Annotated in this window: 11 protein-coding genes; 5 read left to right on the top strand and 6 right to left on the bottom strand. The window is 66.5% G+C overall.

Features of this window, described 5'->3' with window-relative positions:
* Positions 1–8: 8 nt before the first annotated feature.
* Genes FZ983_RS26190 through FZ983_RS26170 form a run of 5 tightly spaced genes read left to right on the top strand, consistent with a single transcriptional unit; the run spans position 9 to position 7,286 of the window.
* Complete coding sequence (locus tag FZ983_RS26190; RefSeq protein WP_149226908.1) at positions 9–407, top strand: hypothetical protein; 399 nt, start codon at positions 9–11, stop codon at positions 405–407.
* A gap of 48 nt (positions 408–455) precedes the next feature.
* The gene (locus tag FZ983_RS26185) at positions 456–1,820 is read left to right on the top strand and encodes a hypothetical protein (RefSeq protein ID WP_149226906.1); all 1,365 of its coding nucleotides are present in this window, start codon (positions 456–458) and stop codon (positions 1,818–1,820) included.
* Positions 1,817–2,839 (top strand): polyprenyl synthetase family protein, encoded by a 1,023-nt coding sequence (locus FZ983_RS26180; protein WP_211102993.1) that lies wholly within the window; start codon positions 1,817–1,819, stop codon positions 2,837–2,839. The genes FZ983_RS26185 and FZ983_RS26180 overlap by 4 nt, the downstream gene beginning before the upstream one ends.
* 21 nt (positions 2,840–2,860) lie before the next feature.
* A complete protein-coding gene (locus FZ983_RS26175) occupies positions 2,861–4,726 on the top strand; it encodes a hypothetical protein (RefSeq protein WP_149226904.1) in 1,866 nt (621 codons plus the stop codon).
* Positions 4,727–4,730: 4 nt separating this feature from the next.
* On the top strand, positions 4,731–7,286 hold the full coding sequence (locus FZ983_RS26170) for a hypothetical protein (RefSeq protein ID WP_149226902.1): 2,556 nt from the start codon (positions 4,731–4,733) through the stop codon (positions 7,284–7,286).
* A 268-nt stretch (positions 7,287–7,554) separates the two neighbouring features.
* Here FZ983_RS26170 and FZ983_RS26165 read toward each other — a convergent pair whose 3' ends face one another.
* The 6 genes from FZ983_RS26165 to FZ983_RS26140 all read right to left on the bottom strand — a co-directional run bounded on the left by FZ983_RS26165 (position 7,555) and on the right by FZ983_RS26140 (position 13,324).
* A complete protein-coding gene (locus FZ983_RS26165; RefSeq protein WP_149226900.1) occupies positions 7,555–8,307 on the bottom strand; it encodes an isochorismatase family protein in 753 nt (250 codons plus the stop codon).
* 17 nt (positions 8,308–8,324) lie between these two features.
* Positions 8,325–9,641, bottom strand: a complete 1,317-nt coding sequence (locus tag FZ983_RS26160; RefSeq protein ID WP_149226898.1) for a nicotinate phosphoribosyltransferase — start codon at positions 9,639–9,641, stop codon at positions 8,325–8,327.
* Between the two features lie 116 nt (positions 9,642–9,757).
* Positions 9,758–11,023, bottom strand: a complete 1,266-nt coding sequence (locus tag FZ983_RS26155) for a bifunctional nicotinamide-nucleotide adenylyltransferase/Nudix hydroxylase (RefSeq protein ID WP_247883986.1) — start codon at positions 11,021–11,023, stop codon at positions 9,758–9,760.
* On the bottom strand, positions 10,983–11,321 hold the full coding sequence (locus FZ983_RS26150) for a hypothetical protein (protein WP_149226896.1): 339 nt from the start codon (positions 11,319–11,321) through the stop codon (positions 10,983–10,985). Before FZ983_RS26150 ends, FZ983_RS26155 begins: the two co-directional genes overlap by 41 nt.
* A gap of 69 nt (positions 11,322–11,390) precedes the next feature.
* Complete coding sequence (locus tag FZ983_RS26145; protein WP_149226894.1) at positions 11,391–11,978, bottom strand: Lrp/AsnC family transcriptional regulator; 588 nt, start codon at positions 11,976–11,978, stop codon at positions 11,391–11,393.
* A gap of 32 nt (positions 11,979–12,010) precedes the next feature.
* On the bottom strand, positions 12,011–13,324 hold the full coding sequence (locus FZ983_RS26140) for an FAD-binding oxidoreductase (protein ID WP_149226892.1): 1,314 nt from the start codon (positions 13,322–13,324) through the stop codon (positions 12,011–12,013).
* Positions 13,325–13,350 lie beyond the last annotated feature (26 nt).

The following is a 13,350-nucleotide window of genomic DNA, read 5'->3' as shown; positions in this document are numbered from 1 at the left end:
ATGCCTCCATGGTTGATTTCGCGCAAGCCACATTCTCGACCACCCCGACTCCCCTGACCATCACGGTGGCCCCCACCGTGTCGGGCTCGAACACGGTGCAGCTCCAGCTGCAGCCGCTGCCCAGCTTTCAGATCAACTACGCGCCGTCGGGCAGCGGCTGGCAGAAGTTCAACGCCTCGGTCCTGGAGAACGCGGCGGACACGATCATCGCCGTGCTCACCCCCTTCATCTCGTCCGCCGTCCAGACGGCGGCGCAGAAGCAGTTGAACGAGAAAGCTTCGTTCACCGTGCCGAACATCCCGATCAGCTTCGATGGGATCAACCTGCAGCTGGCGCCATCGAACCTCACCATTTCGACCGCGGACGCCGACCACGTCCTGGTCACGGCAACCGTCAACATCAGCTGACCGCGCGGCGCCAGACCGCATCAAGCAATCCGAATCGGAGAGACGTTCATGAACGCTGACATGCGTGCCCTCGATGCCGGCTGGGATCGGGTGGGCGGTTCCCCCCTGCGTGCCATGCTGCCCAACGGGATCACCCTTGACGACATACCGGCGCTGCCGCTGGCGCGCGCGGCGGACATGCCGGCCCATGCCGGCTTCCCTCGCGGCTCGCTGGGCGTGCAACTGGCCGGGCTGCGGCTGGAACTGGCGGACAGCGCCATATCGGCGCAACGCAGCCATGATTCCCAGGGTCGTGACGTGTTGGAGATCCGCATCCAGGACATCCGACTGCGCGGCCGGCAGACCCTGCAGGGCACGCAGATCTGGGAATCCGGGCTGGATGGCGCCGGCACCGGCCTGCCGCTGAACACGCGGCGGCGCGGCGGCGCCGACCAGGACGCGCACCCCACCTGGATCGCCACCGCCAACGAGCAGCGCGCGGCCCTGCAGAACGTGCCGGGCGGCAACGGCGCCACCCTGCTGTCCACCTATTCCAACCACCGCGCCGCCTTCAACGACGTGTTCACGGACCCGACCGCCTATGCCTTTCAGGCCAACTGGGGCACGCCGGCGATCTCGGACATGGCGAACGACACCAACACCGCCCTGACCAGCGGCGGTCAGGTGAACGACCCCACCAAGACCTACGGGACGACCACCTACAACGGCAATGCGCAGAACCAGCAGCTGGCCCTGATGACCACGCTGGCCGCCATGGCCGGCGTCGCCGATCCGAACAACCCCACGGACCCTACCAACCCCTACAACCAGGCGGCCGCGGCGACGCTGACCTTCTCCAGCAGCATCCTGGGAAACACCCAGACGCAGAAGATCGCAGACGTGCCGTCCATGGACAAGCAGGGCGTCTATAGCCTGGTGCAGAACGGCACGCCGGCCCAGGCGCATTCGGTGGACGACGTGCACGCCCTGCTCAACGGCAATCCCATCGGTGGACGCGACTCCGAGGGCAAGAGCTGGACCATGTGCCTGGGCGAAGACGAGCGGGCCTTCGTCCGCCAGATGCAGGCGGACATCTCCGAGCATATCGCCCGCTTGGCCGCCCAGAAGCCCGTCGATCTGGTCTCCGGGCACCTGGAGGCCGAGCTGGCCTGCTACGTCTACCTGCAGTTCGGCACGCGGGAGGACGGTACGCCCTGCCTGCTGGACGGGCGGGTGGAGCTGGACGGCTTCGACCTGGACATCGACGACGGCGGCTGGGACGCCGCGCTGGGCACCAGCCTGGCGCAGGACGCCCGCGAGGCGCTTGGCGAGGCGCGCTTCGTCAAGAGCCTGCTGCACGACCGCATCGCCGACGCCCTGGAACGCGCCCTCGTGCAGCCGATCTCCAAGGCCGTGCTGGGCAGCAAGTCGTGAGGATCGCCTCGGGGGCCCGCGACCCGGTCGGCACCATCCTGCAGGACCTGATGGCTGCCGACATGGCAGGGTTCGAGCGCGAGCTGTCCGCCGCGCTCAAACCCCAGGAGGGCTATCTGTCCGATGCCGAGATGGCGCTGTACCAGGGCGGGAAGAAGCTCCGCCCGCTGATGCTGCTGCTCACGGCGAGGCTGTTCCAGGCGGAGGGGCCGCTGCCGGTGAAGGTGCTGCGCGCCTCCGCCTCGCTGGAGATGCTGCATGTCGCGACCCTGATCCACGACGATATCGTCGACCACGCCTCGTTGCGGCGGGGCCAGCACAGTGTCAATGCCGCCCGCGGCACCGAGATGGCCATCCTGATCGGCGACATGCAGTTCCTGCAGGCGGTGCGCTGCTTCGTCGACGCCATCGAGGACCAGGAGGACATGCAGCTGGTCAAATGGGTGCTCGATTCCGCCTTCGACATCTGCCGCGGCGAAATCGACGAGATGACCACGCAGCCCTTCTGGCATCCCGACTCCCTGCTCAGCCGCTACCTGACGACCATCGACCGCAAGACGGCGGTGCTGTTCGGCTTGGCCTGCGAGTCCGGCGCGGCCCTGATGCGGGCGCGCACGTCCGAGCTGCGCCGCCTCGGTTCGTTCGGGCGGTACATGGGGCGTGCGTTCCAGATGATGGACGACATCTTCGACCTCGCCCATTCCGACGAGGAGGCCGGCAAGCGCAAGGGGATCGACCTGCACCAGCGGCGCATCACCCTGCCCATCATCCACGCCATGCGGCTGTTCGGCGACATGCATCCCATGGTGCGCTATCTGCGCAGCCAGGACACGCCGCCCACCGAGCAGATCAACGCCTGGGTGGACGAAATCCGCCGCTCGGACGCCTTCACCCTTGCCTACGCCCAAGCGCGCGACACCGCCCTCCAGGCGGTGCAGTTCCTGGAGGGCCTGCCGGCGGGGCCGCACCTGAAGGCGCTGCGCGACATCACCATGCATGCGGTCAACCGACCCTACTGACCTTCGCCCCTGGAGGACGTCATGGGCTTGTATCTGTTCAACTTCGTCTACAACACCTTGATGCAGAAGGCGAACGACAACTCGCCCGGCAACGGCCTGTTCCTGCCCCAAGCCCTCGCGGGAATGAATGGGCCCGGCAACCAGCCCTATCTGCCATTGCAGCAGAACCTCTGGACCCTGAACAACATCGGCGGCGCGGCCGACATCTCCAACGACCTCGCCACCAGCTGGTTCAACGCTTTCTTCCCGGCCTTGGTGCAGTTGAGCCGCAAGACGCCATCCGGCGCCATCACGCAACAGATGATCGACGCCGCGGGCTCGGCCGTCACCTACATCACCCAAAACCGGCTGAACGTGGTGCCGCTGCCCAATACGGGCCCGAACCTGGTCGCCACGAACATCGAAATCCAGGGCTTGGCGAACATCAAGATCAGCGGACAGCCGCCGCTGGTCACCTCGAACAACCAGGGCTACCAGGCACAGATCGCCCTCGGCCTGAACGCCTACCCCTACAATGGCGCCAGCTGGTCGCAGCCCCTGGCCCTGTCCGGGTCCGAGCAGGGCACCGACACCAATAGCGGCTCCGCCTTCCAGGGGTTGGGCTTCGTCCTGACCCAGACGCTCTGTTTCGCAGACAAGTCCGGCAACGTGGTGGCGCTCCCGCCCAGCCTGGGGCTGACGCCGTCCGCGGCGAACCCGAACGGCTTCGATTGCAGCGCCTCCGGCATCGCGCTGCTGACGCTGACGAACGCCCAGGCGGTGGCCAACGGCACGGTCACCGTCGCTTCCCCGCCGGCACTGCAATTCGCGCTCAACTCCCTCAACCTGGCGGCGGTGCAGGGGTCGGTCCCGACCTTCTCCCTGCAGAATCTGGACTACCAGAGCCTGTCGCCCATCCCCTTCCCGCAGGCAATTTCCGCAAAGGCCTTCTATCGGCCCTGGACCGCGTTCTTCCAGCAACTCATCGCCACGAACGACGCGGCGCAGATGCTGACGAGCCAGATCAACGGCGCGCTGATGTCCCCGGGCAACATGGCGCAGGTCGCGAGCCTGCTCACCAGCCAGATCACCAGCGCCCTCGACACCATCTTCGGCAGTACCCAGGTCGCCGACAGCACGGTGGACACGGACGCCAACGACGTCGACAAGTACATCTTCAACCGGGCCCGCGGCGCGCTGAACGACCCCAGCGGCTATGTCTATGTCCCCACCGTGATCCTGGGCTCCAAGTCGCCGCAGCTGGACCCCCTCACGGCGACGAATCTGTCCATCGACGGCCCGTTCAGCACGTCCGTCCTGGGCCAGTCGGTCCAACTGAGCAACATCTCCTTGGCCAATCTGGTGATCAGCGGCCTGTCCAACGTGATCGCCCCGCCGAACAGCACCATCTTCGGCGCCAACCAGCAGGCCACGGCGACCCTGCTGCTGGGCGAAGTCCCGGCGGGGACCAAGGTGAACGTGAACGGCCAGCAGGTTACCGTGCCGCCGCCGCCGGTGACGGCCACGACGCCGTTCAGCCTCAACATCCAGGTGAACCAGAACCAGCCGATCCCGATCAGCGGCACGCTGAACCTCAGTCTGGTCAACACCAGCGGCACGCTCGGTGTGACGACCACGCTCTACTCCGACGGCGACAACCCCCAGCAACTGTCGCTGACCTACACGCAGGTCACCCTGGTGGCGGGCTCCGGCGACGTGACCCTGACCATATCGCTGCCTTCGGAAGATCAGCAGTACCAAATCTTCATCAATGCCTTCCTGGGGCAGGACGCGCTGATCCAGGCCATCATCGGCGCCATCAACGACTACATCGGCCAGAACCTGGGCCAGATCAGTCAGGCCGCGACGCAGTTCGCGCAGAACGCGCTGAACAACCTGGGGAAGTGAGACCATGGCCTCGAACATCTACACGACCCTGCAAGGCCTGCTTCACACCAGCGCCGGCACCCAGGCCCTCCAACTTGCCTATGATCAGTTCCCCGGCCCGGTCCAGACCGCGATCGGCGACTACCTGAACGGCATCACGTTGCAACTGGGCAGCGAGGCGACCCTGAAGGTGGATCCGTCCACCCGGCAGCTCGAACTGCAGGCCCTGGTCGGGACCGCCAGCATCGACCTGCAGGCCACGGCCAGCGGAGCCACCCTGACGCTGGCCAGCACGAAGTACAGCGGCGCCCAGGTGGTGCTGACCTTCAGCGACGTGGACGGGGGCGTGGCGCTGAACCTCGACGCCACCATGGGGAACAGCCTGCAATGGCCGTTGCAGGCCGCTTGGCCGCAGCTTCTGGACTGGGCGCCGGCGAACCAGGCGGCCCTGGCGAACGGCCAACTCCACCTGACCTACGGCAGCGGAAACCTGGACTTCGTCGGCCAGGGCTCGCTGGCCTATGGAGGCCAGAGCTTCGCCGACGCCGAGTTGCGCGTGCAGTACGAGGGCGGCCAGACCGGCGTGCTGGTGGGCGTCGTCGTCCCGCAATGGTCCCCCGGCTCCGTCTGGCCGGCCCTCTCCTCCGTTTCCTTCAGCAACAGCGGGTTGGTCGTGTCCACGGTGGCCGGCAAGTCCACCAGCCTGTCGTCGCTGGGCCTGCTGGACGTGAAGTCCGTTCCGGCCCTGGGGGCGGACTTCGACATCGCCCCCGGATTCCTGTTCTTCACCTCGCTGAAGCTGACCGACAGCCTCAAGGCCATCGCCGGCTTCATGGGCGACGTGTCGCAGCTCGACCTGTTCGCCGCCTATGCCCAGGGGACCGGGGCGACCACGGTGAAGGCGGTGCTGAACGACAGCTTCAGCGCCATGAACAACGGCATCTTCCAGTTCGATGGCTTCACCCTGGAATGGAGCGACCCGGCCCAGGGCAACAGCAGCATCAGCGCCACCGCCGCCGGCACGTTCCACCCCGACGCGGGCACGGCCATCGACCTTTCCCTGACCGGCAGCATCGTGCCGGCCGAGGGCGATTTGAACCTGACCGTCAGCCTGACGAACTGGGCCAAGCCCTTCGGCCTGGAGACGCTGACCATCGTCGAGCTGGACGGTAGCGTCACCGTCGGCGCAGAGGCCGCCGGCGTCACCCTGTCCGCGGAAGGCGACCTGAAGCTGCAGAACCCGAACGCGCCGCAGTACGAGTTCGAGGTCGGCTTCGAGGTCGAGGTGGTCGATTTCGAGGTTCCGAACGGGATCGCGGTCTGGACCAAGGCGGACCAGGACCCGATGACACTGTCCAATGTCCTCGAGGCTGCATTCGCGCTGGACTTCTCCCCCGCCACCCTGCAGGCCCAGGGCGAACCGGAAGTGGCCGACGTGGTGGCCTTCCTGGACGAGGTGATCAGCATCACCCAGTTCACCTTCTGGTTCGTCGAGGGCGCCCAGCTCAAGAAGATCGGCGACCGTGGGCCCTTCCCGGCGGGCTTCGGCCTCCAGGCCCAGTTCACGCTCCTCGGGCAGGAGAACGTCCTGGTCTCGGCGACCCTGGCCGAGCAGGCGAACCCCAAGGCCGGGTTCTCCGGCTACGTCATCCTGCAGCAGCCGGTCTCCTGGGGGTCGGTGTTCATGCTGTCGGGCTGGGACCCCACGGCCCAGAAGCCGACCAGCCAGGGGCCGGAACTGGCCATCGCGGCCACCCCGGCGGGCATCGTGGTGCCGGGCGTCAACAACGGCCAGCCGGTCCGCTTCTACTCGTCCATGTACCTGAAGTTCCTGGACGTGGTGGAGGACCACCTCTACGCCCTTGCCACCACCGACAACCAGTTCCAGCTGGACTATGCGGTGCAGGAGGGCAATCCCGCCGGCGGCTGCGGCACCTGGAGCGGGGACAGCATCACCTTCCTGCTCAACCCCAGCCAGTACCAGCTGGGCGCTTCCTTCGGCTTCAACTTCGGTTGGCAGAACCTGACCTGGGACGGCATCACCCTGTGGGGTGTCACCCTGGTGCCCAAGGTGGCGCTGCCGAACTTCAGCGTCGCGGCCGGATTGGCCTTCCAGGCGTCGAAGCAGAGCCTCGTGGTGAACGGGTACTTCGACTTCGACCTGCTGGGCCTCTCCTTGGCCCTGGGCAGCCAGGCGTCCCCCGTGTCCCTGGTGAACGTCGACGTGCAGGGGGTCATCGACAGCTTGAAGGACGTGGCCGGCCACGTCCTCGACACCGTCAAGCAGGAAGCATCGGCCCTGATGCAGGCGGCACTTGCCGACCTGGATGCCTTCCTCGCCTGGGCCAAGAGCCAGTGGCAGAACCTCGTCGACGGCCTGAAGCTGGTCGGCCAGATCCTGCAGAACCAGTTCAAGCAACTGGGTAAGGACTTGGCGCAGCTCCTTCAGGGGCTGGGCGCGGCTGCGGCCTATGTTCAGCAGGCGATGGTCGCCTTGGGCTACAAGCTGGAGGAGGTGGCCGGCTGGCTGGGCGACCTGTTCGGTTGCCCGATCTCCAAGGCGGCCGGGGCGCTTCCCTGACCATCCGCCTCAATCCGGCCGCGCGCGCCGGCATTCCTTCAGGGATTTGCCGGCGCTGGGGCAGGTGGGTAGGTTGCCTGCCCCGGGGGTCAATTCGGCCGGGCAAACCGTCTGGTCTTGCCCGGGCGTGTTGCCCGGCGTGTTGCAAGGAGGGGAGGGGACTGTAACTGTCATCGGCGTCACCGCGCCGATCAGCGTTCCAGTCATTCTGGATTCCAGTGCCGTTCCGATCAGATCCCGATAGGCGGAGAGTACCGGCTCGTCCGTCTTACGGGATCTGAAGGAGAAGCTCGTCGGCGATGATCGCGCCGCTCGCCTGCATCAGATAAAGCCCGATGTGGTGGGAGACCATCTGCGGGTGGGCCGCGGTGTCGGGCAGGCCGAGGCCGCGGGCCGTGGCGGGCGGCAGGTCGTAGGTGGCGCATCCCGGCTCATACACGACGATCTCGCGCAGCGGCCCGGTCATGCCGTGGTTGCGCGCCGACAGCAGGGCCTGCACCGCCTGGAGCACGCAGATGTCGGTGCAGATGCCGTCCACCACCAGCGTCTCGATGCCGTTTTCGGCGATCCAGTCGAACAGCTGGTTCCGACCGGTCGCGAGGTCGGTCGTCCCGACCACGCCGTTGATGCAGTCCTTGCGCATCAGCGTGACGCCGGGGGCGCCGTCCAGCCAGGATAGCTCCTCGACCAGATCCTCTTCGCCGGTGCCGGCTTCGCAGTGGGGCGGGTAGGGATACTCGGGCTTGCCCGGTTCATGGGTGTCCAGGAACACCGCGATGGGGTGGCCGGCCTCGATGAACAGCCGGTTGGTGCGGTCGATCTCGGCGATCATGCGGGTGACCTGGGCGTTGGCCGATGGCGGCGCCAGATTGCCGCCGCCGATGGCGGCGAACCCCTTCACCGGATCGACGTCGAGCTTTCCAACCCGCTTGCCGGCCAGCGCCACGGTGGTCGTGCGCACCGGCAGTGCGGCGGCGATGGCCTCCAGCGCGGCGGCCGGGCTGATGTTGGATTCGGTCATGATGCGTCTCCTCAGGTTCAGACCAGCACGGGCACGTTCGCGACCCCCTCGGTGCCGAAGATCGCACGGTAGCGGGCGACCTCGAAGGCCGGCCCGGTGGCCTTCTCGTAATTGTCGCTGAGCTTCACGGCCCCCTTCCAGGCGCCGTCCACCTCGACCGCGGTCACTTTGCAGACGAGGCTCAGCGGATCGAGCCCTTGCCCGTTGCGCGGGTGGCAGCCCCGGAAGTCCGAAGTCAACAGGGTGCCCCAGCCGTAGCCGTCGCGGATCCGGCCTCCGAAGGTCCGGTGAAGCCGCTGGATGTCCTCGACGTCCAGCCCGTCGCTGAACAGCAGGCGCTTCTCCCGCGGATCGCGGCCATGCCGCTCCAGCCAGGCGATGTATTCCTCGCCCGCGGCCACCGGCTCCTTGCTGTCCACCCGCATGCCGGTCCAGTCCGCCACCCGGTCCGGCGCGCTTCTGAGGAACTGGGTCGATCCGAAGGTGTCGGGCAGGAACACCAGCATCGCGCCGCCATAGGTCTCTTGCCATAGCCGCAGGACCTCGTACTGTGCGGCGCGCAGCTCGTCTTCGGTCCGCGCCAGCGCTGCGACCGTCGTCGGCAGCTCGTGCGCGTTGGTGCCGATGGCCTCCAGATCGTGCTTCATGGCGAGGTGGGTGTTAGAGGTGCCGATGAAGCGCGGGCCGAGTTCGGCCGCCATCGTCTCCACGACATATTCCTGCCAGAGGAAGCTGTGCCGCCGCCGCGTGCCGAAATCCGAGAGGCTGAGGTCGTCGAGCGGGCGCAGCCGTTCGATCTTGTCCCAGAGGCGGACCTTGGCGCGGGCGTAGAGGATGTCCAGTTCGGTTTCCGTCATGCTCGCCAGCGCGGCGCGCGTCTTCAGTTCGTTGATGATGCTGAGCGCGTAGATCTCCCACATCGTCGTCATCGCCCACGACCCCTCGAAGTCCAGGCGCCATTGGCCGTCCTCCTCCGACAGCCGGTAGTCGGGCAATGCAAACTCATCGGCGAGCCATGCGACGAACTCCGGCCGGAAGATTCCGCGCTGGCCGTAGAAGGTGTTGCCCTGGAGCCAGACCGCTTCGGACCGCTTCAGGCGCAACGAGCGCACATTGTCGAGCTGGCGGCGCAGCTCGGCCTCGTCGATGATCCGGGCGAGCTTCACCGATCCGGTGCGGTTGATCAGGCTGAAGCGGACCTTCACGTCGCGGAAATGCCGCCAGATGAACTGCAGCATCGCCAGCTTGTACCAGTCGGTGTCGAGCAGCGAGCGGACGATGAAGTCGGTGGCGAAATTGTGGTTGTGGGCGCGGCTGCTGAAATTGACGAGCATGGCTGAAACCTTCTGTTCTCGCTGACCGGGGCGTGGCCCATGATGGTTGGCGACCGGCTGTCGCACAGGATCGTTCTCGTCGCCGGCGGATACCGGTGCCGTCCCCGTGTTCCCGGTCAGGCGTCGGCCTGAGCGATCAGCGTCTGGATGATGTGGAAGTGGTCCTCGAACATCCGCTCCGGGTCGATTTCCGCGATCGGCATCCAACGGGCCGATTTTGCATCGTCACCGCCACGCACCTTGGGGAAGCCTTCGTCGGTGGCCTTGAGCTGGATGAGGAAGGCCTGGGTCACCGTGCGCCCGCGCGACGAACGGTAGGGGTGATCGAAGGTCTGGCTGGCGCGGATGCCGCCCTCCAGGAAGCCCGCCGGAATCTTGAGCTTCGTCTCTTCCCGCAACTCCCGGATCATGGCGTCCTTGATCCGCTCATGCTGACCGACGAAGCCGCCGGGCAGGGCCAGCAGGCCGCGTCCGGGCAGGCCCCGGCGCTCGACCAGCAGGACGTGCCCGGACAGGACCACCACGGCATCGGCCGTCAAAAAGGTCGGAGGGTAGGGAGCGTTGGCCCAACCCGACTTGTATTTGGCGATGTAGGCGCTTTCCTCGGCCATCCGCTTGTACTCGTCGGTGCGCGCGAACTCCGCCATGAAGGTGGCGACATTCGCGGGCAGCGCCTCTTTCCATGCCTCCAGCGCCGCCGCCGCGTCGGCGAAATAGGCATCGCGGATGGGCGTGGCAGAAATCCCCCGGCAGTTCATGCATTCCACGGAGCCCCATTGCGGGAACATGCGCAGATAGTAGCTGCTGTGGTCCTTCGAATGGCCGATCAGGCCGACCCTGGGGGCCGAGCCGTCGGCAGGCCGGTGGTGCTGCACGACGACGCCATGCACCGCGCCCTGGACATCGCGGATCCATTCCAAGTCGTTGTAGCGGTCGATGAGGGGAAGCACCGTGATGCGCTCGCACTCTTCCGGTGTGAAGGCACCCGTAATGCAGGAGCGCACCTCTTCGAAGCGGAAGGGATTGCGGTGGCTGCGCGCCTGACGCGACGATCCGACCAGTACGATCAGATGCCGCCCCAGCGACAAGGCCCGCTGCATGACGGCGAGATGGCCGAGATGGAAAGGGCGGAAGCGGCCGACAAAGACCAGGAAATCAAACTTCAGGGCTCCGGACTCGCGTCCGGTGATGGTGATGGGTTGCATGCTCAGCAAGCTCCTTGCTGAAAGAACGCCGCAGTCTATCTGCGGCACACTGACGATACGGCCGAGGAAGACGTTTCTCAAGCCCTGGATATGCTCTTTGGGAGCAATACTGTTGACGGCGCTGCGCAGCCGGGATTCAGAGGTCGCCTGCGCTGAGGATACGGAACCAGGCGGCATAGGGTGTCGTCCGGATCATGTGACGGTTCAGATCCGGCGCACCATCGGACCACCAGACAGGTCCCCGCTCGCCGAGAGCCTGTTTGGCCTGATCGACGGCGGCGTGGGCCGCCGCTTCCGCGCTGCGGTCGGCAGCACGTCTAGCAGCCGCCACGGCCCGGCGCGCCCGCATCAGATCGGCGATAAGGCCGGCGCGGGCCTCGTCGGACAAGGCCGGGTTGGCCGCACGCCACAGACGTCCGCGCACCACGATGTAGCGGCCATCGGGGGTGGTGAGCGGGCTGGGCTTGGTGGACAAGTGAAATCTCCGACGCGTCTGCTGCGTGAACAGCGCGGGCGTCGAAACGGCCCAAAACCGGCCGGCGCATCAATCCGCGGCCCGGTCATCTCTGCTTCCGCCCGGCGATGCACCCACCGCGTCGGCATCTTGTCCAGATGCCGGCTGATCGCCGGTGTTCTCAAGCAGATTGGCTCCCATCCTGCCCATGAAGGCGAGCCGGCGGTCGAATTTCGTCTCCATTACGATGCAGGAGGTGGTGCGGACGACGCCCTTGATCATGTTGATCCGCGTCAGTTCGGTGTTCAGCTTCTCCAGTGTTTCCGTGGCGACATGGATGACGAAATCCCAATCGCCGGAAATGGCGTACACTGCCTGCACCGCCTCCATCGTCCGCATCTGGGCGATGACGTCGGAATAGGTCTTGTTGTTGCAGACCGCCATGGTGAAGCAGTTCACCGTGTAGATCAGCTTGCTGTGGTTGATGCGGACCGAATAGCCCTCGATCACGCCGGCGCTTTCCAACCGTTGGATGCGCTCCTGCAGGGCGGTCCGCGACACGCCGATCTTGCGGGCGAGCGCGGAGGTCGGCTCCCGCGCGTTCTTCTGCAACAGGGCGAGGAGTTGCTTGTCCTTGTCCGTCAGGCGGAAACCCTGTTCGTTGCCCGGCCCAGACATGCCCTCATCCCCTCGCATCGGTGGCCGATCCCTCAAGAGCCGTGGCGCCGGGATCGCGACTCCTGCCAGAAGTCCATCAGGCGCAGTCCCGCATAGACCAGTTCCGCGGCAGGGGGGCCGAAGATACCGCCATTCCAGGTCAAACCGTAAGGGGCGAAAAACCGAATCCGATCGCTTTCGCCGGTGATCGCCTCGGCGACGACGCGCCCGCCGATCGGCGCCGTATTCATGCCGTGCCCGCCGAAGGATGAGCAGCTCCACAACCCTTCTTCAACCTTGGCGATATGCGGCATCTTGTGGCGCGCGTACCCCATCAAGCCCGACCATGCCTTTTCGATCCGCACATCGGCAAGGCCGGGGAAGACCCCGCTGATGTCCCGGCGCAACAGGGCGGCCAAGCGTTTTTCGTCCTGTTCGTAGCGGGTGGTGATCCGTCCGCCCCACAGCAGCCGGTCGCCGTCGACGATGCGGTAATAGTCGGAGGACCGACGGTCGTCGCCGACCGCGTCGGTGGTCGCGACGAAATCCGCCAGCCGGTCGCCCAGCCGCTCGGTCAGCACGACATAGGTGGCGATCGGCAGGAACGCCCGGCGCAGCGGACCGAACTCCGGCCCGCCGTAACCGCCGCCGCACATCACCACATCGTGGCACATGACCGAGCCGTCCACCGTATCCACCCGCCAGCGGCCGCCGGGGCCGGGCGTGTCGGTGCGGCTCATGCCGATCATGGTTGTGTCCTCGAACAGGCGCCCTCCGGCGCCCACGATCAGGTCTGCTAGGCCGAGGCAATAGTTCAGCGGGTGGAAATGGAAGCCGACCGGGTCGCGCAGGGCCTGGAAATAGATGTCGCTCTTCAGCAGGCCGCGCAGTGTCGGGCGGTCGATGTAGGTGAATTCGTAGCCGTAGGTCCGCGCCATGTGGTCGTGGTGGCGCTGCAGCTGGTCCGCCGCTTCGTAGCGGGTGACGCCGAGCTTCCCCGTGGTCGGGTTGCAGCCGGGCAGGGAATGGCCGTTGATGGTGTCGCGGACGATCTCCACGCCTTCCACCGAAAGGCCGAACAGCGCGCGGGCATGATCCCGGCCGCAGCGGGCCTCGATGTTCCGCAGACCCTCCGACCAGCCCTGCAGGACGAAGCCGCCGTTGCGGCCGGATGCTCCCCAACCGATCCGCTGCGCCTCCAGCAGCGCGACCGAACGGCCGCGCCGGATCAGTTCCCAGGCCGTGGACAGTCCGGCCAGTCCGCCGCCGATCACGCAGACGTCGGCCGTCACCGTACCGCGCAGGGAGGCATGGTCGGCCGCCGGACGACGGGTGGCGCTGTAATAGGTGTTCGGGTAGTCACGCATGCCGGGTTGGTTCCGTTTGCCGGATC

The organism is Azospirillum sp. B21 (assembly GCF_008364825.1).
Classification (GTDB): domain Bacteria; phylum Pseudomonadota; class Alphaproteobacteria; order Azospirillales; family Azospirillaceae; genus Azospirillum.
This window is presented reverse-complemented; position numbering and strand designations above follow the sequence as displayed.

Bases quoted from the DNA above. Each gene is read 5' to 3' on its own strand.
- FZ983_RS26185 (WP_149226906.1), top strand. From the start codon at position 456: ATGAACGCTGACATGCGTGCCCTCGATGCCGGCTGGGATCGGGTGGGC.
- FZ983_RS26145 (WP_149226894.1), bottom strand. From the start codon at position 11,978: ATGTCTGGGCCGGGCAACGAACAGGGTTTCCGCCTGACGGACAAGGAC.
- FZ983_RS26175 (WP_149226904.1), top strand. From the start codon at position 2,861: ATGGGCTTGTATCTGTTCAACTTCGTCTACAACACCTTGATGCAGAAG.
- FZ983_RS26155 (WP_247883986.1), bottom strand. From the start codon at position 11,023: ATGCCGCCTGGTTCCGTATCCTCAGCGCAGGCGACCTCTGAATCCCGG.
- FZ983_RS26170 (WP_149226902.1), top strand. From the start codon at position 4,731: ATGGCCTCGAACATCTACACGACCCTGCAAGGCCTGCTTCACACCAGC.
- FZ983_RS26165 (WP_149226900.1), bottom strand. From the start codon at position 8,307: ATGACCGAATCCAACATCAGCCCGGCCGCCGCGCTGGAGGCCATCGCC.
- FZ983_RS26140 (WP_149226892.1), bottom strand. From the start codon at position 13,324: ATGCGTGACTACCCGAACACCTATTACAGCGCCACCCGTCGTCCGGCG.
- FZ983_RS26190 (WP_149226908.1), top strand. From the start codon at position 9: ATGGTTGATTTCGCGCAAGCCACATTCTCGACCACCCCGACTCCCCTG.
- FZ983_RS26160 (WP_149226898.1), bottom strand. From the start codon at position 9,641: ATGCTCGTCAATTTCAGCAGCCGCGCCCACAACCACAATTTCGCCACC.